General features: G+C 70.2%; 25 protein-coding genes and 1 other RNA gene. 8 read left to right on the forward strand and 18 right to left on the reverse strand.

All coding sequences use genetic code 11. The features are described from left to right. Positions 1–93: 93 nt before the first annotated feature. The gene (locus tag ABZ863_RS29010) at positions 94–1131 is read right to left on the reverse strand and encodes a sigma-70 family RNA polymerase sigma factor (RefSeq protein WP_358542024.1); all 1038 of its coding nucleotides are present in this window, start codon (positions 1129–1131) and stop codon (positions 94–96) included. Positions 1132–1196: 65 nt separating this feature from the next. Here ABZ863_RS29010 and ABZ863_RS29015 point away from each other — a divergent pair, with 65 nt between their 5' ends. Then, positions 1197–2030, forward strand: coding sequence for an alpha/beta hydrolase (locus ABZ863_RS29015; protein ID WP_358542027.1), 834 nt, complete (start codon positions 1197–1199; stop codon positions 2028–2030). 286 nt (positions 2031–2316) lie between these two features. Here the strand turns inward: ABZ863_RS29015 and rnpB are convergent. From rnpB to ABZ863_RS29035, 4 genes are all read right to left on the reverse strand, one after another. Continuing rightward, positions 2317–2718, reverse strand: an RNA gene (gene rnpB / locus ABZ863_RS29020) — RNase P RNA component class A. 19 nt (positions 2719–2737) lie between these two features. Beyond that, positions 2738–3847 (reverse strand): bifunctional RNase H/acid phosphatase, encoded by a 1110-nt coding sequence (locus ABZ863_RS29025; RefSeq protein ID WP_358542030.1) that lies wholly within the window; start codon positions 3845–3847, stop codon positions 2738–2740. Beyond that, positions 3844–4581 (reverse strand): C4-type zinc ribbon domain-containing protein, encoded by a 738-nt coding sequence (locus ABZ863_RS29030; protein WP_358542033.1) that lies wholly within the window; start codon positions 4579–4581, stop codon positions 3844–3846. The genes ABZ863_RS29025 and ABZ863_RS29030 overlap by 4 nt, the downstream gene beginning before the upstream one ends. Then, positions 4578–5396, reverse strand: coding sequence for a Nif3-like dinuclear metal center hexameric protein (locus ABZ863_RS29035; RefSeq protein WP_358542036.1), 819 nt, complete (start codon positions 5394–5396; stop codon positions 4578–4580). The genes ABZ863_RS29030 and ABZ863_RS29035 overlap by 4 nt, the downstream gene beginning before the upstream one ends. A gap of 126 nt (positions 5397–5522) precedes the next feature. On the opposite strand from ABZ863_RS29035, the gene ABZ863_RS29040 reads away from it, so the two are divergent. Next, positions 5523–6758 carry a cytochrome P450 gene (locus ABZ863_RS29040; protein ID WP_358542039.1) on the forward strand — a complete coding sequence of 412 codons (1236 nt, stop codon included), beginning with the start codon at positions 5523–5525 and terminating at the stop codon, positions 6756–6758. Here the strand turns inward: ABZ863_RS29040 and ABZ863_RS29045 are convergent. The 5 genes from ABZ863_RS29045 to ABZ863_RS29065 are packed head-to-tail and all read right to left on the reverse strand — an operon-like array spanning position 6724 to position 10699. Then, positions 6724–7956 (reverse strand): cytochrome P450, encoded by a 1233-nt coding sequence (locus ABZ863_RS29045; RefSeq protein WP_358542041.1) that lies wholly within the window; start codon positions 7954–7956, stop codon positions 6724–6726. The two genes, ABZ863_RS29040 and ABZ863_RS29045, sit on opposite strands and share 35 nt — an antisense overlap. Further along, complete coding sequence (locus ABZ863_RS29050; protein WP_358542044.1) at positions 7953–8561, reverse strand: ATP/GTP-binding protein; 609 nt, start codon at positions 8559–8561, stop codon at positions 7953–7955. Before ABZ863_RS29050 ends, ABZ863_RS29045 begins: the two co-directional genes overlap by 4 nt. Continuing rightward, positions 8542–8901, reverse strand: a complete 360-nt coding sequence (locus tag ABZ863_RS29055; protein WP_358542103.1) for a DUF742 domain-containing protein — start codon at positions 8899–8901, stop codon at positions 8542–8544. The genes ABZ863_RS29050 and ABZ863_RS29055 overlap by 20 nt, the downstream gene beginning before the upstream one ends. Beyond that, entirely contained in the window at positions 8901–9317 is a 417-nt protein-coding gene (locus ABZ863_RS29060) for a roadblock/LC7 domain-containing protein (protein WP_358542047.1), read from the reverse strand. The genes ABZ863_RS29055 and ABZ863_RS29060 overlap by 1 nt, the downstream gene beginning before the upstream one ends. Before the next feature lie 44 nt (positions 9318–9361). Next, positions 9362–10699, reverse strand: coding sequence for an ATP-binding protein (locus ABZ863_RS29065; RefSeq protein WP_358542105.1), 1338 nt, complete (start codon positions 10697–10699; stop codon positions 9362–9364). A gap of 211 nt (positions 10700–10910) precedes the next feature. Here ABZ863_RS29065 and ABZ863_RS29070 point away from each other — a divergent pair, with 211 nt between their 5' ends. The 3 genes from ABZ863_RS29070 to ABZ863_RS29080 are packed head-to-tail and all read left to right on the forward strand — an operon-like array spanning position 10911 to position 13122. Beyond that, positions 10911–11369 carry a low molecular weight protein-tyrosine-phosphatase gene (locus tag ABZ863_RS29070; protein WP_358542050.1) on the forward strand — a complete coding sequence of 153 codons (459 nt, stop codon included), beginning with the start codon at positions 10911–10913 and terminating at the stop codon, positions 11367–11369. A gap of 53 nt (positions 11370–11422) precedes the next feature. Continuing rightward, positions 11423–12238 carry a fructosamine kinase family protein gene (locus ABZ863_RS29075; protein ID WP_358542107.1) on the forward strand — a complete coding sequence of 272 codons (816 nt, stop codon included), beginning with the start codon at positions 11423–11425 and terminating at the stop codon, positions 12236–12238. Between the two features lie 56 nt (positions 12239–12294). Next, a complete protein-coding gene (locus ABZ863_RS29080) occupies positions 12295–13122 on the forward strand; it encodes an SURF1 family cytochrome oxidase biogenesis protein (protein ID WP_358542053.1) in 828 nt (275 codons plus the stop codon). A 3-nt stretch (positions 13123–13125) separates the two neighbouring features. Here ABZ863_RS29080 and ABZ863_RS29085 read toward each other — a convergent pair whose 3' ends face one another. Then, entirely contained in the window at positions 13126–13713 is a 588-nt protein-coding gene (locus tag ABZ863_RS29085) for a TetR/AcrR family transcriptional regulator (protein WP_358542056.1), read from the reverse strand. A gap of 76 nt (positions 13714–13789) precedes the next feature. On the opposite strand from ABZ863_RS29085, the gene ABZ863_RS29090 reads away from it, so the two are divergent. Next, a complete protein-coding gene (locus ABZ863_RS29090) occupies positions 13790–15580 on the forward strand; it encodes an ABC transporter ATP-binding protein (protein ID WP_358542059.1) in 1791 nt (596 codons plus the stop codon). On the opposite strand, the gene ABZ863_RS29095 is transcribed toward ABZ863_RS29090, so the two are convergent. The 4 genes from ABZ863_RS29095 to ABZ863_RS29110 are packed head-to-tail and all read right to left on the reverse strand — an operon-like array spanning position 15566 to position 20247. Further along, positions 15566–16525, reverse strand: a complete 960-nt coding sequence (locus tag ABZ863_RS29095; RefSeq protein WP_358542061.1) for a cobalamin biosynthesis protein — start codon at positions 16523–16525, stop codon at positions 15566–15568. The two genes, ABZ863_RS29090 and ABZ863_RS29095, sit on opposite strands and share 15 nt — an antisense overlap. Positions 16526–16583: 58 nt before the next feature. Further along, positions 16584–17585 (reverse strand): NAD(+) diphosphatase, encoded by a 1002-nt coding sequence (gene nudC / locus ABZ863_RS29100; protein ID WP_358542064.1) that lies wholly within the window; start codon positions 17583–17585, stop codon positions 16584–16586. Continuing rightward, positions 17582–18964 carry a pitrilysin family protein gene (locus ABZ863_RS29105; RefSeq protein WP_358542067.1) on the reverse strand — a complete coding sequence of 461 codons (1383 nt, stop codon included), beginning with the start codon at positions 18962–18964 and terminating at the stop codon, positions 17582–17584. Before ABZ863_RS29105 ends, nudC begins: the two co-directional genes overlap by 4 nt. After that, a complete protein-coding gene (locus ABZ863_RS29110; RefSeq protein WP_358542070.1) occupies positions 18961–20247 on the reverse strand; it encodes a pitrilysin family protein in 1287 nt (428 codons plus the stop codon). Before ABZ863_RS29110 ends, ABZ863_RS29105 begins: the two co-directional genes overlap by 4 nt. Before the next feature lie 239 nt (positions 20248–20486). On the opposite strand from ABZ863_RS29110, the gene ABZ863_RS29115 reads away from it, so the two are divergent. Next, positions 20487–21302, forward strand: coding sequence for an SDR family NAD(P)-dependent oxidoreductase (locus ABZ863_RS29115; RefSeq protein ID WP_358542073.1), 816 nt, complete (start codon positions 20487–20489; stop codon positions 21300–21302). Here ABZ863_RS29115 and ABZ863_RS29120 read toward each other — a convergent pair. Next, positions 21286–22143: an RDD family protein gene (locus tag ABZ863_RS29120; protein ID WP_358542076.1), complete on the reverse strand. Its 858-nt coding sequence runs from the start codon at positions 22141–22143 to the stop codon at positions 21286–21288. The genes ABZ863_RS29115 and ABZ863_RS29120 overlap by 17 nt on opposite strands. Before the next feature lie 52 nt (positions 22144–22195). Here ABZ863_RS29120 and ABZ863_RS29125 point away from each other — a divergent pair, with 52 nt between their 5' ends. After that, the gene (locus tag ABZ863_RS29125) at positions 22196–23203 is read left to right on the forward strand and encodes a stage II sporulation protein M (RefSeq protein WP_358542078.1); all 1008 of its coding nucleotides are present in this window, start codon (positions 22196–22198) and stop codon (positions 23201–23203) included. On the opposite strand, the gene ABZ863_RS29130 is transcribed toward ABZ863_RS29125, so the two are convergent. Together ABZ863_RS29130 and ABZ863_RS29135 are read right to left on the reverse strand one after the other, a co-directional pair. Beyond that, the gene (locus ABZ863_RS29130; protein WP_358542080.1) at positions 23200–23529 is read right to left on the reverse strand and encodes a metalloregulator ArsR/SmtB family transcription factor; all 330 of its coding nucleotides are present in this window, start codon (positions 23527–23529) and stop codon (positions 23200–23202) included. The two genes, ABZ863_RS29125 and ABZ863_RS29130, sit on opposite strands and share 4 nt — an antisense overlap. A gap of 48 nt (positions 23530–23577) precedes the next feature. Further along, positions 23578–24303, reverse strand: a complete 726-nt coding sequence (locus tag ABZ863_RS29135) for a flavodoxin family protein (RefSeq protein WP_358542083.1) — start codon at positions 24301–24303, stop codon at positions 23578–23580. Positions 24304–24331 lie beyond the last annotated feature (28 nt).

Genomic DNA, 24331 nt, shown 5'->3' on the forward strand with positions numbered 1-24331 from the left:
TCGAACGAGCGATTGAGATTACGCACCGCATAAATCGGACCCCCACTTTGGACACTCTGTGTGATCTTTCGCCCGTTGTGGGGGTTTTGCGGATCAAGGTAGCGAAGCGGGCAGGCCGAAACTCTCGAAGTGGTCGGGACCGATGAACGACGTGACCTCGGCGATCAGCTCACCGCGCAGCGTCAGCACGTTGATCGACCAGGCGAAATGGTCTGGGGCGCCGTCGCGCCGGAGGTAGCTGGCGACGGCGGGCTGGCCGTTGGCACTCACGTCCAGGTGCCGCCAGCTTCCGCACGTGGTCAACGGCAGCCGCGCGGCGAAGTCGGTGACGGCCAGCAGGCCGCGGTACCAGTGGGGCAGCGGTGGCATGGACCAGGTGACGTCTTCGGTGAGCAGCGCGACCAGTGCGCCGACGTCGCCCCGTTCCAGCGCGGTGGAGTATCCGGCGACGATCCGCTGCAACCGGGTGTCGCCGAGTCGGCGCAGCGTCTCCTGCTGGGTCGGTGACGGAACCTTCTCGGCGACAACCCTGCGGGCCCGCGCCAGCGCCGAGTTCACCGATGTGGTCGAGGTGTCCATCATGCCGGCGATCTCGGCGGCCGAGAAACCGAGCACCTCGAACATCAGCAGGGCCGCGCGCTGGTTGCCGGGCAGGTGCTGCAGTGCCGCGACGAAGGCGAGCTCGACGGCTTCCCGTTGCTCGTAGCGGGCGTCCGGGTCGGCAGGACCTCCGGTGAGGTCCGCGTCGGGATAGGGGCCGAGCCAGGCGACGTCGGTGACCGGCATGTCGCCTACGGCGGCACGCTCACTGGCCGGACCGAGGTCGACGGGCAGGGCACGCTTGCCGCGGATGACGATGAGGTCCAGGCAGGTCCGGGTGGCGACGGTGTAGAGCCAGGAACGCAACGAGCTGCGGCCCTCGAAGCGCGTGAGCCCCCGCCACGCCCGTAACAGCGCGTCCTGCAGTGCGTCGTCCGCGTCGTGGATGGAGCCGAGCATGCGGTAGCAATGCGCGTGAAGTTCTCCGCGCAGCGGCTCGACGAGCCGGCTGAACGCGGCATCGTTCCCTTCGCGGGCCAGTGCCAGATCGGCGCTCTCGGCGCCGGCCGGCTCGGACGAAGAGTGGCGCATGCCGACGATTCTGCACCGCGGTCGCAGTCCTTACCTCCGACGCACAACGATTGCAGGAGGATTCCATGAGCCAGACGTCGACCGCACCCGTCACCACGGGGACCCTCGGGGTGCCCGACGCGCGGTTGTACTACGAGGTGCGTGGGACGGGCCCGCTGGTGCTGCTCGTCGGCGCGCCCATGGACGCCCAGGCGTTCGAGCCGTTGGCCACGCTGCTCGCGGCCGACCACACCGTGCTCACCACGGACCCACGGGGCATCAACCGCAGCCAGGTCGACGACCCCGACCGGGACTCGACCCCGGAGATGCGTGCCGACGACCTCGCGCGACTGCTGACCCACGTGGACGCCGGACCGGCCACGGTGCTCGGCTCCAGCGGTGGCGCCGTCAGCGTGCTGGCGCTGGCGCAGGCCCGGCCGGAGCTTGTACACACCGTCATCGCCCACGAGCCACCGCTGTCCGAACTGCTCGACGACCGCGCGGAGCTGCGCGCGAAGACCGAGGACATCATCGCGGCCCATCTGGCCGGCGACGTGCTGGGCGCCGCGCGAAAGTTCCTGGAGGTGGCGAACATCGTCCTGCCTGACGAGGTGATCGAGCAGATGTTCGGCGGCGAGCGGACGCCTCAGCAGATCGCCGACGACCACTTCCAGTACGCCCACATGCTGCGGCCGACGACCCGGTGGGCGCCCGACATCGCCGCTCTGCGTTCCGCGCCGGCACGGATCGTGGTGGGCATCGGGGAGCAGTCGGGTGGCCAGCTCTGCGAACGCACCTCGATCGCGCTGGCCACGGCGCTCGGCATCGAGCCAACGCTGTTCCCCGGCGACCACATCGGCTTCGCCGAGGTACCCGACAGGTTCGCCCAGCGCCTCCGTGCCGCCGTGCTCGTGAGGTGACCGAACCCGCTACCGGCGCGGCGATGGCGCCGGTAGCGGCAGCGGATACTTGACACGTGGCGCACGAGCTCGAGGCAGTCATCGGCGCGGCCGACCTGCTCTCCACGACCTTCCGCGGATTCCAGGCAGCAATGCCTGTTCCGCTCGAGCAGCGGCTCGGGCCCTCGCATATCTCGGTGCCATCAAAGGCGGCAACTGCGACGAGTTCGCCGCCATCGGGCTGAACAGGCACCGACAAACCAGCGACTGGTTACCGTAACCAACCGAGAGGCCGGAAAGGGGTAAGTGGACGAGTTGGCATGTAAGCCGGATTCTGTCCCCACCACGCACGTGGCGCCGTGGGAGGCGACCATCCATCTCGGCCTGCCGTCGCCAGCAGGCTCCAGCGGCCTACCCGCAGGCATCGGACGGGTCGCCCTCGAACGCCTGCGCAGGAGCCGCGGCTCCCTCTTGGCCTTGCTCCGGGTGGGGTTTACCCAGCCGTCCCGGTCACCCGGGACGCTGGTGGTCTCTTACACCACCGTTTCACCCTTACCCCGCGTTGCCGCGGGGCGGTCTGTTTTCTGTGGCACTGTCCCGCGGGTCACCCCGGGTTGCCGTTAGCAACCACCCTGCCCTGCGGAGTCCGGACTTTCCTCGAACCCGGCCCCCTCACGGGCACCGAGGTCGCGGTCGCCCTGCCAACTCGTCCATCCCGAAGGATACCCTCAGCGCAGGTGCGAGATGTCGTTGACGAGCCGTACCGACGCGTTGCCGTCGGGGTAGAAGTCCGCGATCGACAGCGATGCCGGGTCCAGGTGCAGGCGGAACAGCAACGACGGGCCCGCGTCGAGCGCGACGCGGAGCAACGTCTTGATCGGCGTGACGTGGCTGACCACGACCACGGTCCGCCCGCTGTACTCCGCGAACAGCTCGTCGAGCGCGGCCCGCACCCGCCGGTGCACCTGGTCGAAACTCTCGCCACCGGGCGCCGACACCGCGGTGTCGGTCATCCACCGGCGATGGGTTTCCGGGTCCCGCGTCGCCGCCTCCGCGAAGGTCAGACCCTCCCACTCGCCGAAGTCGGTCTCCACCAACCCTGGCAGCGTGCTGACCCGCCCGCCGAGGGCGTCCGCAACGGCCTGCGCGGTCTGCATCGTCCTGGTCAGCGGCGAGGCGACGACCGGGAGCGGCTCGTCGCCGATGCCCTCCATCCCGGCCAGCCGCTTGGCCAGCGCCTGCGCCTGCCACCGGCCGTACTCGGTCAGCCCAACGTCACCGCGCCCGGAGTACCGGCGCTCGACCGACATCTCCGTCTGCCCGTGCCGCAGCAGCAGCAACCGGGTGGGGGTGCCGGTCGCGCCGGTCCAGCCGGTCGGCGACACGCGGTCCAGAGCCCGCGCCCGCGCGGGCTCCTCGGGTTCCTTGCCGGCCTGGGCGTCCATCGCCTCGTTGGCGAGCCGGTCGGCTTGCGTGTTGCGGGCACGCGGTATCCACTCGTAGCGGACGCGGTCGAAACCGGCCGCCAGCTCACCGGCCCTGGCCGCCAGCGGCTGCAAGGCCGCGTTCTTGATCTTCCATCGGCCGGACATCTGTTCGACCACGAGCTTGGAGTCCATCCGGACGTCCACAGTGGACGCTCCGACCTCAGCCGCGGCCTCGAGACCGGCGATCAGGCCCTGGTACTCCGCCACGTTGTTCGTCGTGACGCCGAGGCCTTCGCGACGCTCGGCCAGCACCCGTCCCGTCTCGGCGTCCTTCACCACAGCGCCGTAGCCGGCGGGCCCGGGGTTGCCGCGCGACCCACCGTCCGCCTCGACGACGACGTGAGCGGTCACAGGCCGGACTCCAGGGTTCGCACGAGGATCGCGCCGCAGTTCTCGCACATGACGACCTCATCCTCGGGTGCGGCCTTGATCTCGGAGATCTGGCTGCGGTCGAGTTCGAGCTGACAGGCACCACACCGGCGCGCCCTCAGTAACGCCGCCCCGATGCCGCGGTGCTCACGCACCCGCTCGTAGACCATCAGCAGCGGCTCCGGGAACCGCGGCAGCAGGCCCTCGCGGTCGGCCTCCCGGCGGGCCTGCGTGGTGTCGAGGTCCGCGAGCGCCTCATCGCGCCGCTTGGCGGCGTCGGCCAGCCGCTGCTCGGCCTGGTCCACCTCGGCCGCGGTGCGCTGCGTGTCGAGCCCGATGGCCTCGCGCCGCTCCATGAGCTCCAGCTCGTCGTCCTCCAGCACGGACTGGCGCCTGGCCAGCGACTCGAGCTCGTGCTCGAGATCGGTGAGCTGCTTGGCCGACACCGAGCCGGACTCCATGAGCTTGCGGTCCCGATCGGCGCGTGCCCGCACCGACTCCACCTCGCGCTCCTGCCGGGCGAGCTCGCGATCGAGATCCGAGGCGGACGTCTGCGCGGCGACCAGCGCGTCACGGTGCGCTCGCAGCTGCTGCTCCGCCTCGGCGATCTCGGTCAGCTCCGGCAGCGTCCGGCGGCGGTGCGCCACCCGGGAGAGCTCGGCGTCGGCCTTGGCGAGTTCCAGCAACTGCCGTTGCACGGCGGGCTCTGCCTTCACTTCGTACTCCCGTTCGCTCGGACGTTCCACGGGTCGGTACACCGCGTGGAGACGTGAATATCGACGGTACCCGCACCCCGGACGACCTCAGCGGCTTGGCGGCACCACGGCCATTCGCTCGCCCAGTGGGTCACGCCGACGAGCGCGGGCACCGGCCCGTGCTGGTCGAGATGCTCACCGGCCGGGTGGTGCCGTAGGTCGGCCGTGACGTAGGCGTCGACGCCTGCCGACGTCGCCGCGGCGAGGTAGCTGTCGCCGGCCCCGCCCGACACCGCGACTGTCCTGATCGGACGGTCCGGGTCCCCTGCTCCGTACACGCCCGGCTCGGTCGCAGGCAGCGCGGCGCCGACACGCTGGACGAACGCCGAGAACGGCTCGGGTTCGGCGAGCTCGCCGATTCGCCCGATGCCGGTGTCCCCATCCGCGTGTGGCGCGAGCGGGCGCAGCACGCGCAGCCCGATGGCCTCGGCGAGCGCGTCGGAGACCCCAGGGGTGGCGGAGTCGGCGTTGGTGTGGGCACAGAACAGCGCGATCCCTGACCGGATCATCCGGTGGACGAGCGAGCCCTTGGTGGTGTCGGCGGCGACGCCGTGCACCCCACGCAGCAACAGCGGGTGGTGCGTGACGATCAGCTGGGCGCCGCGTTCGATCGCCTCGTCCACGGTCGCGCGCACCGGGTCGACGCACACCAGCACCCGCTCGGCGGGCTCGGCGGGATCGCCGCAGACCAGCCCCACGGCGTCCCAGGACTCGGCCAGCTCGGGGGGATAGGCCGCGTCGAGCGCGGCAATGACATCAGAGACTGTCGCTGGCATGACCACGATCCTCGCATGTGTTGGATCGGCCTTACGCCAACCGTCTGAACTTGATCACGAAGCCCCGACAGCACCGGCGAAGATCGCTAGCCTGCTACGGTCGTCCGTCGCTGACCGAGGAGCGCAATGACCGCGGCTCGCGAAATCCCTGACATCCTCTCCGCCGAATTCGCGGAGAACCCCTACCCCGCCTACCGGCTCATGCTCGCGGACTCGCCACTGATCTGGCACGAGCCCATGCAGAGCTACATCGTCTCGCGCTACGACGACGTGGCGCGGGCCTTCAAGGAGCCCGTCTTCACGACCGACAACTACAGCTGGCAGCTCGAACCGGTCCACGGCAAGACGATCCTGCAGCTGAGCGGCCGGGAGCACGCGGTGCGCCGGGCGCTGGTGGCGCCGGCGTTCCGCGGCCACGAGCTGCAGCAGAAGTTCCAGCCTGTCATCGAGCGCAATGCCGCCGAGCTGATCGACGGCTTCCGCGAGCGGGGCACCGCCGACCTGGTCGGGGACTTCGCCCGGCACTTCCCCATCAACGTCATCGTCGACATGCTTGGGCTCGACCGTACCGACCAGGCGCGATTCCAACGCTGGTACACCGCGATCATCGCGTTCCTCGGCAACCTGAACCAGGACCCGCAGGTGACGGAGGAGGGGCTGCGCACCCGCGCCGAGCTCGCCGATTACATGTTGCCGATCATCCGCGAGCGCCGCGGCAACCTGGGCGACGACCTGCTGTCCACGTTGTGCGCCGCAGAGGTCGACGGCATGCAGATGAGCGATGAGGACATCAAGGCATTCGTCAGCCTGCTGCTGGCGGCCGGCGGCGAGACCACCGACAAGGCCATCGCGAGCATCTTCAAGAACCTGCTGGAGCATCCGGAGCAGCTGCGGGCGGTGCGGGAGGACCGCGGCCTCATCCCGCGGGCCTTCGCCGAGACGCTGCGCTACTCACCGCCGGTGCACATGATCATGCGCCAGCCCGCCGAGGACGTCGAGCTCGCCGGCGGCACCATCCCGGCTGGCAGCACGGTCACCTGCCTGATCGGCGCCGCGAACCGGGACCCCAGCCGCTTCGCCGACCCCGACACCTTCGACATCTTCCGCGAGGACCTGCCCACCGATACGGCGTTCTCGGCGGCGGCCCAGCACGTGTCGTTCGCACTGGGCCGGCACTTCTGCGTGGGAGCGCTGCTCGCCAAGACCGAGGTCGAGGTCGGCGTCAACCAGTTGCTGGACGCGATGCCGGACCTCGAGTTCGCGGACGGCCCCGCCCCGGTCGAGCAGGGCGTGTTCACGCGCGGGCCCGCGGCGCTGCGGGTGCGTTTCAGCCCAGCCCCGGCTGCGCGAACGTCGGCGTGAACGTCACAGGCAGGCTCGCCAGACCGCGCATCCACACCGAGGGCCGCCACCGCAACGCCGCGGCCGGTACCGCCAGTGCCAGATCGGGCAGGCGGTCCAGTAGCACCTCGACGGTGGTCCTGGCCATGACCTCGGCGACCTCGGGAGCCGGATAGGGGCAGCCGTGTTCGCCGTGCCCGAAGGACATGTGCGCACGGTTCCCCGCGGCGTCGGGCGATTCCGTGCGCACCTTCGGGTCGGCGTTCGCGGCGGCGAGACCCAGCACGAGCATGTCGCCTGCCCTGATCCGCATGCCGCCGAGCTGGGTGTCGCGCGTGGCGAAGCGGCCGATGAAGTTCTGCGTGGGCGTGTCGTGCCAGAGCACCTCGTTGAGTGCCTGGCCGACGCTCGCCCGCCCACCCGCCAACGTCACGGCGAACCGCTCGTCGGTCAGCATCAGGCGGATGGTGTTGCCGATCCAGTTCGCCGTCGGCTGCTGGGCGGCGGCCGTCACCACCAGCAGGTCCAGCACGATCTCGTCATCGGTGAGGTTCGCGGGATGCTGCAGCAGATGAGAGGGCACGTCGGAACCCGGCCGGAGGCGTTTCGTGCCGAGCAGCCGCGCCATGGCCTTCTGCACGCGCAGGTACGCGTCGGCGGCACCGGGCCCGACATCCAGTGACATGCTGATGTCCCGTACGAGTTCCGGTGTCTCGGACTCGGGCATGCCGAACATCTTCGCGATGACGTTGAGCGGGATCTGCAGCGCGTAGTCCGCCATGAGATCCGCCTCGCCACGGCCGGCGAAGGCATCGATCAGGTCGTCGGCGACCCTTTCGGAGTGCTCGGCCAGCTCGAACTGGTCGAACGCGGCGAGCGCATCGCCGATGGCCCCCGCCCGGCGCCGGTGTTCGGCGCCCTCGGTGAACATCACCGAGGCGTTGTGCACGACATAGGGCAGCAGCGGCCAGTCACCGGGCACCTGCTCCCAGCGGTTCCAGCGCCGCGTGTCGCGGGCGAACAGCTGCGAATCGCTGGTCATCTGGTGCATCTCGCGGTAACCGCACACGAACCAGGCAGGGATGTCGCCGTCGAGCAGTACCGGCGCGACAGGCCCGTACTGGCGCCGGATCTCGGCGTACAGCGCCGCTGGGTTCTGCTCGAAACGCGGGCCGTACAGGCGAACGGGAGCGAGCGGAGTGGACTGGGGGTCGGTCATGAAACGGTCTCCCGGGCCGAGGACAGGGCATAGAGGTGGTTGACGAGAGTGATCAGCACGTGTTTGGCCGAGTCACGGTCGCGGGCATCGCAGTCGATCAGCGGCACGTCCGGGGAGAGCGTGAGCGCCTCGCGAACGTCCTCGAGCCCGTGCAGCGGACCGGGAAAGTTGTTGCGTGCCACGATGAACGGCGTGCCGTGATGTTCGAGCCGGTCGATGGCGTACCAGGAGTCCTCGATGCGGCGGGTGTCGACCAGCACGACCGCCCCGAGGGTGCCGGCGAAGAGCCGCTCCCACAGGAACCAGAACCGCTCCTGGCCCGGTGCGCCGAACAGGTACAGCACCATCTGTTCGTTCAGGGTGATCCGGCCGAAGTCGAACGCGACCGTGGTGGTCGTCTTGTCGGCGACGCCGTGGGTGTGGTCGATGCCGAGGCCGGCCTGGGTCATCGTCTCCTCGGTGTTCAGCGGACGGATCTCGCTGACCGAGCGGACCAGCGTGGTCTTGCCCACCCCGAAGCCGCCGACCACCACGATCTTCAGGCCTTCGATGGCGGTACTGCGCAGCGGCGTGCGGGACCGCTGCTCAGAGATTGTGGAGTCCAACAAGCACCTTCTTGAGGAATGCGGCGTCGGGCAGTTCCGTGCTGGCGCGCGGGGCGGAGGGATGCCGAGCCGAGACCTGCCCTTCGACGAGCAGGTCGGAGACGAGGATCTTCACCACGCTCACCGGCAGGTCGAGCTCGGCGGCGAGCTCGACCACCGCGGTCGGGTACCGGCAGATCCGCAGGATCTTGACGTGTTCGGACTGCATGCCCGGCAGCGGATCGGCGCCGCTCACGATCAGGGTGACCAGGTCGAGATCGGGTTCCTCGGCACGGCTGCGCCCACCGGTGAGGGTGTAGAGCCGGTCCGGTTCCTCGCTGTCGACTGCGCCGCGGACCATCATGCGGGCTGGCTGTGCTGTGGCCTGCGAGGTGGTGCGGTGAGGAACGCACCGATCTGCTCGACCAGCTCGTCCATCTTGTGTCCGACGAGACCCACATCGGCCTCCTCGGCGGCGAGTACGGCCAGGTGTGCGCCTTCCCCTGCCTCGACGATGAACAGCAGGCCGCCGTGGAACTCCGTCATGGACTGGCGGACCCCGCCCGTGCCGTCGCCGAACTCCACGGACGCGCTCTGTGCCAGCGCCTGCACACCCGCCGCGATCGCGGCCAGCTGGTCGGCCCTGTCCACCCCGAGCGCGCGGGTATGGCACAGCTTGAGCCCGTCCCGGGACAGCACCAGCGCATGCGTGGCCCCGGGCGTGGACTCGACCAGGCTCTCCAGCAACCATTCGAGGTTCGGGTTCGTCGTGCTCATCACCGATGCGAGACGGCGCTGACCGTCCCTCACTCCAATCTCTGCTAGCTGTCCGGGTTGGCGGCGGGGCCGTCTGGCTTGTTCGAGCGCAGGCTCTGCCGGAAGGCGCCGAAGCGGGCACCTGCGTCCGTGCGGGGTCGCGGTGGCTGCGGGCGCGGCGTCGGCTGCGGCGTGTTCGCCAGCGTCTGACCGCGACGCCGCTTCGGCAGGCTGCGCTCCGGTTGCTGGGCCTGCTGGCCGTCGAGCACCGCCGTGACGGCGGAGCTGGACACCGACGCGGTTCCGCCGGCACGGGTGGCGGCTGGCACCGCGAGCACGGGCTGCGGTGCGGTGGCGGGGAACTCCTCGCGCGGCTGGGTGACGAGCCGGCTGGGGATGCGGATCACCACGCCGGTACCGCCACGCGACGAGGGCCGGAAGAACACCTCCAGCGTGTGCTTGCGGGCGAGGGAGCCGACGACCGCCAGCCCGAGCCGGGTTCCCGACAGCCTGGCCAGATCCAGCGGCTCGCTCGCCGACACGGCCTTCTTCGCACGTTCCAGCGCCTGCGGCTTCATGCCGAGCCCACCGTCCTCAATGGTCACCACGATGCCGGTGTGCAGTTCCTCGACATAAACGTGGACTTCCTCGGATGGCGCGGAGAACTTGGTGGCGTTGTCCATCAGCTCGGCGAGTGCGTGCATGACGTCCTCGGCGGCGTAGCCGACGATGGCGGCGCCGCTGGCCGAGTGCAGCCGCACCCGTTGGTAGGCCCGGATGCGGCCCATCGCGCCGCGCAGGATGCTCTCCATCACGATGGGTTTGGTCCACCGCCGTCCTGACCGAGCACCGGTGAGAACGGCAATGCTGTCGGCGAGGCGGCCCGCCTGTGCCGTGCTGTGGTCCAGTTTCAGCAGATCGCCGAGTACCTCTTCGGAATGCCGGTTCTCCATCTCCCGCAGATCGGCGAGCATGCTCGTCGCCAGCGCCTGCATCCGGCTCGCGGCGCTCGCGCACGCGGCCATCGCGGCGGAGCGCTGCCGCTGGCCGAAGCTGATCTCCTTGGTCACAGTGTGCAGGATGCGCTGGTGAGTTTGGTTGGCGGGCAAGGGAATCTCGGTGAACACGGTGTCGGCGGAGGCACCCTCCCGCATCCGCTTCGCCGCGGTGGGCAGTGTGTCGTCGGCAAGCCTGCCGAGTTCAGCGCGCAGCGCGGCGGCCTCGGCGCGGGCAGCCCGCGCCTGCCTGCCATGCCGCAGTGCCAGCGCGACGGCAGCGCACAGCAGCGCCCCGGTCAGCCCGCCGGCAACGGCCACCAGCAGGCGTCCGGTCGAGGGAGTGGCCAGCGTGACCCACACCCAGCCACCGGCGGCGAGAAGCACCGTCACGAGGAGAACGGGCAGGGTCTGGTCGAGCAGTGAGCGGCCGGCAGCGCGGTCGGCGTTGGACAGGGAAATGGGAACCCCCAATGACCTGTGGTGTCAGCAGTTGTCAGCCCGATGCCGGGCCCGTTGACGAGATCGGGAGCTTAGTACGACTGCGTAGCCGCGGGCTAGGCCCCCGTCCTCGGATCCCGGGAATGGTCTGGTCCGGCACCTGGCGCAGACTAGGGCCATGCACGTGTGTTTCGTGTGTTCCGGGAACATCTGCCGCTCGCCCATGGCCGCGATCGTCTTCCGCGAGCACTTACGCCGGGCCGGGCTGGCCGATGAGGTGCGGGTGACCAGCGCGGGAACCGGTCCCTGGCACGTCGGTGACGCGGCCGACCCGCGAGCGAGCGCGACGCTGGCCGCGGGCGGCTACGACGTCGAGCACGTGGCGGCGCAGCTCGGCGAGCCGCACCTGGACGCCGACCTCTTCGTCGCCGCCGACAAGGGCCACCTGCGCAGCCTGCACCGTGTGGTCGGCGATCCGGACAGGGTGGTGCTGCTGCGCGGTTTCGACCCCACCGCACCGCCCGGCGCGGAGGTGCCCGATCCGTACTACGGCGACGGTGACGGTTTCACCGAGGTGCTCGGCATGATCGAACGCGCGATGCCGGGCCTGCTGGACTGGGTGCGCCGGCAACGGTGACCGATGAGAAGCGTGCGCTGGCGGCGGTGCGACAGCACGCCGGCGCCACGCCACTGGGCACGCAGTCACGCGGTGGCGTGTTCGTGGTGGCGCTCGCCGATGGCGGCCGGCTGGTGGCTAAGCACTGCGCCGGTGCGAACGCCGCGAGTGCCGAGGCGGCGGGACTGCGCTGGCTCGCGGAATCCGGCGACGTGCCGGTGCCCGCGGTACACGGCTACGACGACGGGTGGCTGGTACTGGACTACGTGCCGGCCGGCACGCCGGAAACCGGTGCCGCGCAGGCCTTCGGCCGCGCGCTGGCGGCGCTGCACCTGCGCGGCGCACGCGCGTTCGGTGCACCGCCACCAGGCGGCCCCGCCGACGCGTGGATCGGGTTGGCCCCGATGCGCAACGAGCCCTCTGCGGAGTGGGCCGGCTGGTACGCGCGGCACCGCGTGGAACCGTATCTCCGCTCGGCCGTCGACCAGGGGCTGTTCACCGCCGGGCAGGCGAGTGTGTTCGATGCGGTGTGCACGCGGCTGCCGGAGCTCGCCGGGCCACCCGAGCCCGCCGCCCGGCTGCACGGCGACGCATGGAGCGGCAACGTGCACTGGGCCGCCGACGGACGGGTGTGGCTGCTGGACCCGGCCGCCCACGGCGGGCACCGGGAGACCGATCTGGCCATGTTGCGCCTGTTCGGCGTCCCGCTGCTGGACCACATCCTCGGCGGCTACGCCGAAGCCGCCGAGGATGCGCGCGCCCCGCTGGCCGACGGCTGGCGCGACCGGGTCGGGCTGCATCAGCTGTTCCCCCTGCTGGTGCACACCGTGCTGTTCGGCGGCGGCTACGCGCAGCAGGCGCTGTCCGCCGCACGCGCGGCACTGCGCTGAGGCGGCACTTCTCCCCCGCGCTGTCAGCCGCGACGGGCACCGCATACCGTGGAGGGGTGCGGTGGAAGCTCCTGTTCAGGCCCAGTTGGCTGGCGTTGACCCTCGTGGTGTTCGTCTTCGCCATCGCCTGCTACACCCTGCTGGCGCCGTGGCAGTTCAACCGCAACGACGAGCGCGCGAACCAGAACGCCGCGCTCACCGCGTCGTTCAGTGCGAACCCCAAGCCGCTGGACCAGGTGGGAGCCGCCGACAGCGAGTGGGAGCGGGTGCTGATCCGCGGCACGTATCTGACCGATGCCGAGGTCATCGCCCGGCTGAGGACAGTGCAGGGCGAGCCGGCGTTCGAGGTGCTCACGCCGTTGCGCACGACCAGCGGCCAGGTGGTGCTGATCGACCGCGGCTACGTGCGGCCGGACAGCCGGACGCAGGTGCCCCCGTATGCCGCACCGCCGTCCGGCGTGGTGCAGATCGAGGCGCGGATGCGTAATGACGAGCCCAACGCGCAGGGCCGGGAAGCCTTCGCCGATGCCTCCACCGGCGGCAGGCTGCACGCCTACTCGGTGAACTCGCAGGTCGTCGGCAATGCCACCGGCCTCGACATCCGGCCGGGGTACTTCCAACTGGAGGACAGTCAGCCGGGCGTACTGGCCCCGCTGCCACTGCCACAGCTGCAGGCGGGCCCGTTCTTCTCCTACGCGCTGCAGTGGATCGCCTTCGGCACGATGGCACTCCTCGGCTGGCTGTACTTCACAATCCGTGAGCTGAAGCCGGGTGGCGCCCTCGCCGAGAAGAGTGACGAGCAGCCTCCCGCCAGGGAACGCCGCAAGTCCGTGGCACAGATCCTCGCCGAAGACGAAGAACGCGAGCGAGCACACACCCGATAGCGATCACGCCGCCTTCCCGGCGGCGAGCGCTTTCCGCAGGCTACGCAGGCACAGGTTCAGCGAGTCGTACTTCCCGACGCATTCGGCCTTGCCATGCATCCAGGCCGCGTACAGCAGTGCCCACAGCAGGTGCTGCACCCAGTCAGGATCCATCGCCGCGTCGATCTCGCCGCCCTCCCGGCCGCGCTCGATCAGCCGCGTCAGGGCCCGGTCGGCGTCGCTGGTGACCTCCCATTCCTCCCCCGTCATCAACTGCGGATCGCTGAAGATCAGCATCAGCAGGTCGCCGAGTTCGAACAGCTCCTGGCACAACCGTTGCAGCGCTTGCAGGGCCGGTCCTTCATCGAGGCGCGCCCGCACCGTGGCGGCCCCGATCTTCTCCAGCGCCTCGTGTCCGAGCGCGCGGACCAGGTCCGAACGTTCCGGGAAGTAGCGGTGCACGGTGGTCCTGCCGACACCGGCAGCCGCCGCGATGTCGTGCAACGACGCCGCGGCGTCGTTGGAGAGCACGGTGACCGCGGCATCGAGGATCGCCCGCCGCGTCCTGGCACGGGTCGTGCTCCCGCCCAGCGCCTTACCTGCGTCAACCACAAGCGAACCCTAGTCCAGCAAGTTCCATTATGGAATTCAGTTGCCGCTTTTGGAACGAATGTGTTCCACTTGAGTCGTGAACAGTGCATTGGGGGACAACACGGACTCAACGGGCCGGCTGCGGATGCTGTGGGAGTTCACCCGGCCACACCGGGCCGCGCTGGCCACCGGACTGGTACTCGCCCTGGCGGGGTCCGCGATGGGGCTGGCGACGCCGATGGTCACGAAATGGGTGCTCGACACGCTGTCCACATCGGGATCGCTGGCAGCCCCGGTGGCCACGCTCGGCGTCCTGCTGGTGGTCGGCGCACTGGTGGGCTGGTGGCAGTGGACCATCCTGGGTTCGGTGGGCGAACGGGTGGTGCTCGACGTCCGGCAGTCGATGGTGCGCCGCCTGCTCAGGGCGACCGTGCCGGCGCTGGGCCGCCGCCCGTCCGGTGAGTTCGTCACCAGGGTCACCTCCGACACCCTGCTGCTGCGCGAGGCGGCCTCCTCCAGCGTTGTCGGCCTTGTCAACGGCGCGGTCATGCTGCTGGGCAGCCTCGTGCTCATGGGTGTGCTGGATCTCGTCCTGCTCGGCACCACGGTGGCGTCAGTCGCGGTGGTCGCGGTGATTTTCGCGGTGCTCATGCCGGCCATCGCCAAGGCGCATGAGCAGTCGCAGGACCACCTCGGACGCCTCGGCGGCACGCTGGAAGGCGCGCTGAAAGCCATCCGGACGATCAAGGCCAGCCGCGCCGAGGACTGGCAGGCCGAGCGCGTCCTCGCCGATGCGGGGGCCGCGGCGAACCACAGCATCCGTGCACTGCGGCGGGAGGCAACGGGCTGGACCGTCGCCTGGTCCGGCATCCAGCTCGCGATCATCCTGATCCTCGCCATCGGGGCATGGCGGGTGAATGCGGGCACGCTGGAGGTCTCGAGCCTGATCGCGTTCCTGTTGTACGCGTTCGGCTTGCTGGGGCCGATCACCGAGCTCAGCCAGAACACGACCGCATTGCAGTCCGGGATCGCCGCGGCCGGCCGTATCCGCCAGGTCGACGTACTCGACGTCGAGCCGAGCGCCACGCCGGGAGCCGACCTGCCCCGGCCGAACGGCCAGGACACCGAAGCAGTACTCGAGGTACGTGATGTGGTCGCGGCATACGGCCCGGACGCCGAACCGGCCGTGCACGGCGTGAGCCTGGCGATCCCACGTCGTGGCCACACCGCGATCGTCGGCCCATCGGGGGCAGGGAAGACGACGCTGTTCTCGCTCATCCTGCGCTTCCTGGAACCACGCGCGGGCAGTCTGCTGCTCGACGGGCGGCCCTACCGCGACTACAGCCACGCGCAGCTGCGGAGCCGACTGGCCTATGTGGAGCAGGAGACACCGATCGTGCCGGGCACCATCCGGGACAACCTTCTCCTCAGCGACCCGGGCGCCACCGACGCCGAGCTTCGCGAGGCACTGCGCGAGGTCCGGCTACTGGACAAGGTCGATTCGCTGGAGCAGGGACTGGACACGCCGCTTGCGTCGACAGCGGTGTCCGGTGGGGAACGGCAGCGTCTTGCGCTTGCCAGAGCGATCCTGCGAACACCGGAAGTTCTGTTGCTCGATGAGGCGACCGCACAGGTCGACGCGATCACCGAAGCCGCAATTCACGACTGCATTCGCACACGGGCACGTGCGGGGGCCGTGGTCACCATCGCGCACCGACTGTCGACCGTCCTCGACGCCGACTCGATCATCGTGCTGGAAGGCGGCCGGGTGCGTGCGACCGGCGACCACCACCAGCTGCTGGCCACCGACGACCTGTACCGGCAACTGGTGAAGGCGCTACGGATCAGCGATGTGGCACAACCGCACGAGCCCTCACTGCCGGCGTGAGCGCCTGCGCCTGCGGAGACCGAGCAGCACAGCGAGCGTGGCCGACGAGGCGCCGGCCAGCCAGCCGATCACGCGGGACAGCTCCACGGCCCTCGTGACGTGACCGGCGTCGGGATTGCGGCCGTCGCCGAGCACCGGCAGCTCCTCGACCCCGTGCGGGTACACCGTCCGGCCGCCGAGCCGGACCTCCAGCGCACCCGCGAAGGCCGCCTCGACCCGGCCCGCGTTCGGGCTCGGGTGCACCACGGTGTCGCGGCGCCAGGCCTGCCATGCGCGGCCGGCCGAACCGCCCACCACGGGCGCGCCGGTGACCGTGAGCGCCGCCGCGGCGCGGGTCGGGAGCAGGTTGACCAGGTCTGCAACGCGTGCGGTGACCCAGCCGAACGACTGGTATCGCGGGATGCGCGGGGCCACGATCCCGGACAGCACCGTCACCGCGCGCGCGCCGAACAGCCCCGGTACGCCCCCCGCCGCACCCCACAGCAGGGGCGTGACGACGGCGTTCGCGGTGTTCCCGGCGACCGTCTCCACGGCGGCGCGGGACAGCTCGTTGACATCGAGCCCGTCGGTGCACCGGTCGTCGAGCGTGGCGAGCCTGCGCCGTGCGGCATCGAGCTCACCGCTTTCCAGTTCCCTGGCGAGTTCGGTGCCCTCGGTGGCGAGCCGTGCTCCACCGAGCACCGCCCACGTCGCGACCGCTGTGCCGGCTACCTGCGCCAGCGGATGCCTGCGGCCCGCGCGTTCGGCGAGCACACCCAGCAGGACGGCACCGCCCGCGAGGCCAGCGGTGTAACCGGCGCCCGGCAGTGGATGGTCGGCGTACAGCCTGCGTTCCACTGCCCGCGCGGCCCGGGTGAAGCCGGTGACCGGCCGTCCACGCGGGTCACCGATCGCGCCGTCGGCGATCACGCCCAAGACCAGTCCGATCGCCCGCGCCGCGCTCACCCAGCACTCCCCCGCATCTATCGCCCAAATGCGGCGACGAGACTACTGGACCCGCTCACTACGGCTGCGCGTGCGCCCATGCCTTGACCATCACGTACGCAATGGACGAGGTGCCGGGCAGCAGCAGGTCGTCGTTCTCGCCCGCGAAGGCAGCGCGCACGTCAGCCCGCGCAACCCATTGGGCGTCCTCGATCTCACCGTCCGCCGGGCGTAGTGGCGCGCCGGCGTCCGCACGCGCCGTGAAGCCGAGCATGATCGACCGCGGGAAGGGCCAGGGCTGGCTGCCGAGGTAACGCACGTCGCGGACCTCGACGCCGACCTCCTCCCGGATCTCCCGCTCGACACAGCTTTCGAGCGACTCCCCGGCCTCGACGAACCCGGCGAGCACCGAGTACCGCTTCGGCGGCCAGACCGGCTGCCGGGCCAGCAGCACGTGCTCGCCGTTGACGCCGACCTCGTCGTGGACGAGGCAGATCACCGCGGGATCGGTACGCGGGTACTCCTCCCGGCCGCAACTCTCGCATTGCGTGGCCCAGCCGAACTGGCGCCGCTGCGTCACGCCACCACAGCGTGCGCAGAACCGCCCCCGCCAGTGCCAGTTGCGCAACGCCTCCGCCGTGGTGAGCAGGCCCGCGGAGGTATCGTCGAGCAACGAGCCGTGGCCGCGCAGCTCGACCCACACCTCCCCGTCGGCGGCAGGCGCATCCTGCCGAACACCCCAGCCGCCCTCGACGGTGATCGTGCCGGCGTCGTCGGGCGGGGCCCCTGGCAGGAGCCAGTAGTCGATGTCCTGCCACTGCCCCAGGAACGACGCCTCCGCTGGAGGGTCGTCGCCGAAGTCCAGCGCCTTGCGCGCGGCCAGCGGGATGCCCGCGGCGGGCACCTCGCGAGCGGCTTCCACCGGCACGGGCGCTCGCCCGTGCCGGTCGACCACCAGCACCCGTGCACTCGGCCAGCGCGCGAGCAGCCGTTCCGGATCGTTCCGCAACATCTCCTGACGGTCCACAGTAGACCGAGACAGTGCGGGAAGCGCACCCAGTTGGAAGGGCGCACTCGTCATGACGCCGGCTTCTCCACGGTGACCCCGCCCAGTGCCGACAGCTGCGGCGCGAGAATGTCCGCATCTCCCACGACCACACCGCTGAACCGGCTCGGCGCGAAGAAGTCCAGCGCCGCCTGCGCGACCTCATCGGTGGTCACGCTCGCCACCCGCTGTGGGTGCGCAGCCAGCCACTCGACACCGAGACCGACGACGGCGAGCCCGACGAGCTGGCTCGCCAGCCCGCTCTGCGATGACGAGCCGATCAGCAGCGAGCCGATCGCGTACTGCCGCACCGACTCGACATCGGCATCGGTCGGCGGCACCAGGCCCAGCCTGCCCAGCTCGTAGCGGGTCTCCAGCAGCGCGGCGGCGGTCACCTCGTTCGCGGTGTCGGCCTCGACCTGCACGGTCGCCTTGCTGTCGGTGAACTCGAAACCGGAGTGGGCACTGTAGGTGTAGCCCTTGTCCTCACGGATGTTCTCCACCAGCCGCGAGGAGAAGTACCCGCCGAAGGCCAGGTTCGCCAGCTGCAGTGCCGGGTAGCGCGGGTCGGTACGCGACAGCGCCTGCGCGGAGAGCCGGATCTGCGACTGCACCGCACCCGCCCTCGGCACCAGCAGGATGTCGCCACCGGAGAGGTCCGGCAGTGTCGGCAGCGATTCGGCAGCCTGCTCGGACTGCCAGCCGCCCAGCGCGATGCCGATATCGCCCACGACGGCGTCCGGGTCGATGTCACCGACGACGACGAGCACCGAACCGCGCGGCAACACCGCCCTGGCGTGCAGGGCCCGCACGGCTTCCGGAGTCACCGCGGCGACGTCGTCCGGCTCGGGCACCTCGCGGGTGTAAGGGTGGTCGCCGTAGCGGTGCCGTTGCAGCGCCTCGCGGGCGATCACGCGCGGCTGGGTACGAGCGACCGCGAGCCGCTCGACGATGCGGGCGCTCTCCCTGCTCACCTCGTTGTCCACATAGGACGCTTCGGTGAGCACGTCGGCCAGCACGTCGAGCAGTGTGGGCAGACCGTTCGCCAGCGAGCTGGCCGAGATCGAGAGGTGCTCGGGGTCGACCCCCGTGCCGAGGTCGCCACCGATGAGCGCGAGCTCGGTGTCGATGGCGATCCGGTCGCGGCGCCGGGTGCCGGTCGCGATGGTCTCGGCGAGCACCTCGGCCGTCGCCGCATGCCTCGGGTCCTCACCGGCGAACGGGATCGCGAGCCGCAGCTCCACCGTCGGCACGTTCGCCTTGCGGACGGCCAGCACGCGCAGCCCGTTGCCGAGCACCGTGTCGGCATGCGCCAGTTCGCCTGCGGCGCGCTGCTCGCCAAGCGACGGCAGCTCGCGGGGACCGAGCGCCGTGCGGCCGATCGCCTCCGCGCTGCGGTGGGTCCCTGACGTCACTGCTGACCTCCCTGCTGGGGTTGTACCAAGAGAACGGCCCTGCTGTCGGGTCGCAGGCCCTTCGCGGCCTCGGCGACCTGCTCGGCCTGTACGGCAGCGATCCGGTCGGCGACGTCGTAGGCCAGCGCCGGGTCACCGTAGAGCAGCTCGAACGCGCCGAGCGCGAGTGTGCGCGCGACGAGCCGGTCGTGTTCCGAATGCATGTTGGCGCTCCACCGCGCGGTGACCTTGGCCAGCTCCTGCGCACCGGGTGGCGTGCTCGCGAGCGCGTCCAGCTCCTCGTCGAGCGCGCCGAGGACGCGATCGGGGCTGACGTCGGGCGCGTGGATCGCCGTGATCGAGAACGTGTCCGGGTCGCGGGCTTCGAAGGGACCGAACAGACCCGCGCCCGCGTTGATGTCGGTGACCAACGGTTCCCTGTGCACCAGTCGCTGCTGCAGCCGAGAGCCGTCACCATCGGTCAGCACACCCGCGAGCACCAGGTGTGCCAGGTAGCCGTCGAGCTCGTTGATCGGATCGGGCATCCGGTAACCGACGGCGAGCGCGGGCAGCGGCGCGTGCGGGTCGAGGTGGGTGTCGCGCAGCTCGGAACTCGGGCGCGGCTCCGCGAAGGACGGGCGCTGCGGCTTCGGCCTGGCAGGCACGTCGCCGAAGTGCTTCTCGATCAGTTCGCGGGCACGCTCGACCTCGAAGTCACCAGCCACCGTCAGCACCGCGTTGGCAGGCGCGTAGTAGGTGTCGAAGAAGGCCGCGCAGTCGTCGAGGGACGCCTGCTCGAGGTCTGTGAAGTCGCCGTAACCGTTGTGCGCGTTGGGGAACGTGGAGTAGAGCACCGGAGGCAGGAGGATCCACGGGAACCCGCCGTAGGGCCGGTTCAGCACGTTGAGCCGGATCTCTTCCTTGACCACGTCGATCTGGTTGGCCAGGTTCTCGTGCGTCAGCTTCGGCGCGCGCATCCGGTCGGCCTCGAGGAACAGCGCGCGCTCGAGCGCAGCGGACGGCAGCACCTCGAAGTAGTCGGTGTAGTCCGGATGCGTGGAGCCGTTGAACGTTCCCCCGCTGCCCTGGATGTGCCGGAAATGGGCGAGCTTCTCCAGACTCTCGCTGCCCTGGAACATCAGGTGCTCGAAGAGGTGTGCGAACCCCGTCCGGCCCTCCGGCTCGGATCGAAAGCCCACGTCGTAGTGCACGCTGACGCCGACAACCGGTGCGGTTCGATCGGGCGCGAGCACGACCCGCAGGCCGTTGTCGAGGGTGAGTCTGTGTAGCTCGGGTACGGCCATGCCCACACCCTACGGGAGCTGGGGCATCGGTGGCCGGTAACAGCGCGAACGGGTCGTTCGCGAGGAGAGTAACCGTCCCCCAAGGCCACCTTGGTCGCGTTGATGAAACACCGCGACGCGGAGCGTCTCCGTTTGGGTGGCGGTGGGAGACGGGTGGGCGCAACCAAGGTGGCCTTGGGGGCTGCTTCTCACAGCGTTGTCGGCTTCAGGTCGCTAGTGTCGGCAGTGGCGGTGTTCAGATGAGACCACTCAGCGACCAGACCATCCTCCTCACGGGCGCTACCGACGGCCTCGGCCGTTACCTCGCAACGGAACTGGCCGAGCGCGGTGCCCGGGTGATCGCGCATGGGCGTGACCCGGACAAGCTCCGGCAGCTGCGGGCGGAGATCGGCACCGAGACGGCGAGGGCCGACCTCGCGGAGCTGCGCCAGGTCGAGCGGCTCGCCGAGGAGATCGCCCAGCGCTACGACCGGCTCGACGTGGTGGTGAACAACGCCGGCATCGGCACCGGCGCGGATTCGGCCCTGCGCGAGGAGAGCGCCGACGGCATCGAGCTGCGCTTCGCCGTCAACTACCTCGCCGGCTACCACCTCACGCGCAAGCTGCTGCCGCTGTTCAGCGCACCGGCCCGGATCGTCAACGTCTCGTCAGCGGGCCAGCAGGCCATCGACTTCACCGACCCGCTGCTCCGCCACGGCTACAGCGGCGGGCGCGCCTACCGGCAGAGCAAGCTCGCGCAGATCATGTTCACGATCGACCTCGCCGACGAGCTGCGCGGCGCAGGCGTCACCGTGAACGCACTACATCCGGCCACCTACATGGACACCACGATGGTCCGGCAGACCGGCACCACACCGGTGAGCAGCGTGGCCGAGGGCGGCGCGGCGACCCTGCGGCTGGTCACCGCTGAAGAGCTCGACGGTGTCAGCGGGCACTACTTCCACGGTGTGCGCCCAGCCGAACCGCACCGGCAGGCCGACGACCCGGTCGCCAGGCAACGCCTGCGCGAACTCAGCGACGAGCTGATCGCCACCGCACTCAGCGAGGCGGTGTGAACGGCGGCGGGTCGGCGGGCTCGGCAGTAGGCACCGAAGGGAGTGCGGGCGGAGCGGCTCCCGGTACTGGCAGCGCAGGGGGCACCGGGCGGACGCGGGCGTAGTCCCGCGCCTGGCGCTCGGCGAGCACAGCGGTGAGGTAGGCCCACGACGGCGTGTGGGGCGGCGCGGGCGCCCCGATCCGCTGGGCGATCTCGGCGGCCAGCTGGTGGCCCAGGCGTTCCCGCGACACCGGGTCCAGTTCCTCGTACCGGCCGAGGAACTGGCGGGCCGACAGCGCGAGTGTGTCCGGCAGGTTGGACAGGTCGAGCTGCGCCGCCCACGATGCGAGCACGGGAGGCATCGACAGTGTGGGCGTGTAGGTCTCGGGTGCCCTGTCCCTGACCACCACGGTGCCGGCGAGGTAGTCGCCGACCCGCTTGCCTTTCGCCGAGCTCAGCGAGGTCAGGAACCCGATGACGCCCCACAGCCCGAACGGTCCGAAGTCGACAAAGGCACCGGCGAGCGCGCGGACCAGTGCCTGCCGCATGCGGATGGGCCCGCCGTCTTCGCGCACGGCACGCAGGCCGCACGCGGCCTTACCGAGTGTGCGGCCGCGGGTGAGCGTTTCGCAGATCGCCGGGTAACCGATGAGTGTGAGGAGCTGGACGACCGTGATGATCGTGATGACGAGCGCCGCGTCGTCCGGTATCCCGGTGACCGCGAAGGCGATGCCCACCAGCAGCAGGGATGCGACCTGCACGAGAATGTCGATCCCGTAGGCGATCGCCCGGCTGGCCGAGCGCGCCAGCTGGAGCTCGAGCACGACGGCATCGCCGGTGACGAGGTCGGGTTCCTGCATTCGCCCAGTATCGTTGGCCCGCAGTGGCCAACCCGACGGCAGGGGTAAACGCGTGGATCTGGATGTGTTCGTCGCCGCGCACAATGCCGAATGGCAACGGCTGGCCGAGCTCGTCCGGCGCGGCGGGCAGTTGCGGGGCGCCGAGGCCGACGAGCTCGTGCGGCTCTACCAGCGCGCGGCCACCCACCTGTCGATCGTGCGCTCCACCGCCCCCGATCCCGCGTTGCTGGCACGGCTGTCCTCGCTGGTGGCCCGTGCCCGCGCGGCCGTCACCGGCTCGCACAACCCGGCCTGGCGGGAGGTCGGGCTGTTCTTCGCGCGGCGCTTCCCTGCCGCCGTGTACCGCAACTGGCCGTGGTGGGTCTCGACCTCAGCCGTGTGCATGGTGGTGACGGGTGTGATCGCGGCCTGGGTCGCGGGCAGCGAACGGGTACAAGCGACCATCGCCGCCCCCGAGGAGATCCGCGCAATGACCCGGCAGGGCGGCGGCTACGAGAGCTACTACTCCAGCGGGCCGGCGAGCTCGTTCGCCGCGCAGGTGTGGACGAACAACGCCCAAGTCGCCGCAACCTGCCTGCTCCTCGGTGTGCTGCTGGGCATTCCGGTCGTGCTCATCCTGTGGTTGAACGTGCTCAACGTCGGCATCGGCATCGGGCTGATGACGGCGGCGGGGCGCGGTGAGTTCTTCCTCGGCCTGCTCGCGCCACACGGGCTGCTGGAGCTGACGGCCGTGTTCGTGGCCGCGGGTGCCGGGCTGCGGCTGGGCTGGACGGTGATCGACCCGGGCGGGCGACCGCGCTCGGTGGCACTGGCGGAGGCGGGCCGTGCGGTGGCCGGGATCGCGCTGGGCCTGGTCTGCGTGCTGCTCGTCTCCGGCGTCATCGAGGCGTTCGTGACACCGTCAGGGTTGCCGACGTGGGCGAGGGTGGGGATCGGTGCGCTCGCACTGGCCGCGTTCCTCGTTTACGTCTTCGTGTTCGGCAGGCGCGCCGCCAAGGCGGGCGAGACCGGCGACGTGGACGCCCAGTACGCCGGCGACACCCTCCCCGCAGCCGGTTAGGTACGGCGCTCGCGCTTGCCCCGGGCGAGCTCTGTCGCCAGCGCGTCCAGGTGCTGGCTCCAGAACCGGCGAAAGCGTTCGAGCCACTGGTCTATTTCCCGCAGCGGCGCGGAGTCCACGGCGTACAGGCGGCGGGTGCCCTCGGCCCTGACCGTGGCGAACCCGCTTTCCCTGAGCACGCGCAGGTGCTGCGACACCCCTGGCTGGGAGATGCCGAACTCTGCCTGGATGACGGTGGCGATCGCACCGGAGGACTGCTCGCCGTCGGCGAGCAGTTCCAGGATCCGGCGCCGGACCGGGTCTCCGAGAACGTCGAACGCGTGCACGGGCCTCATCGTTGCAGCTACAACTTATATAAATCAAGGGTAAAGAACTTAACGGTGCTCGGGGTTCTCGAAGTCGAAGCGGCAACCGGCGTCCCACTCACTGCGCTGGTTGCCGTGAGCCGGGATCCCGCCCGCGTCCTTCAGCATCCTGGCCAGGTGCAGCAGGTTCCACGTCAGGAAGGTCAGGTTGCGGTTGGTGAAGTCGTTCTGCGGACCACCTGATCCAGGATCCAGATAGGACGGTCCGGGCCCGGCCTCGCCGACCCACCCGGCGTCGGCTTGCGGCGGGATCGTGTACCCGAGATGTTGCAGGCTGTACAGGACGTTCATGGCGCAGTGCTTGACACCGTCCTCATTACCGGTGATCAGGCAGCCGGCGACGCGGCCGTAGTAGGCGTACTGGCCCGCCTCGTTGAGCAGGTGTGAACAGCCGTAGAGCCGCTCGATGACCTGCTTGGTGATCGAACTGTTGTCGCCGAGCCAGATCGGGCCCGCCAGCACGAGGATGTCGGCGGCCAGCACCTGCTGGTAGATCGCGGGCCATTCGTCGGTGGCCCAGCCGTGCATCGTCATGTCCGGCCACACACCAGTGGCGATGTCGTGATCGATTGCGCGCAGGACGCCGACCTCGACCCCCTGCGTCCGCATGATCCGCACGCTCGCGTCGACAAGCCCCTGCGTGTTGCTGGGTTGCGGTGAGCGTTTGAGCGTGCAGTTGATGAACAGCGCTCGCAAGTCGTCGTAACGGGCAGCGCTGTGGTTGGCGGTGGTCATGTCCACTACCTCCTCGGACGGCAATGTG

It is taken from the genome of Saccharomonospora sp. NPDC046836, assembly GCF_040645195.1.
In the GTDB taxonomy this organism is placed as follows: Bacteria; Actinomycetota; Actinomycetes; order Mycobacteriales; family Pseudonocardiaceae; genus Prauserella_A.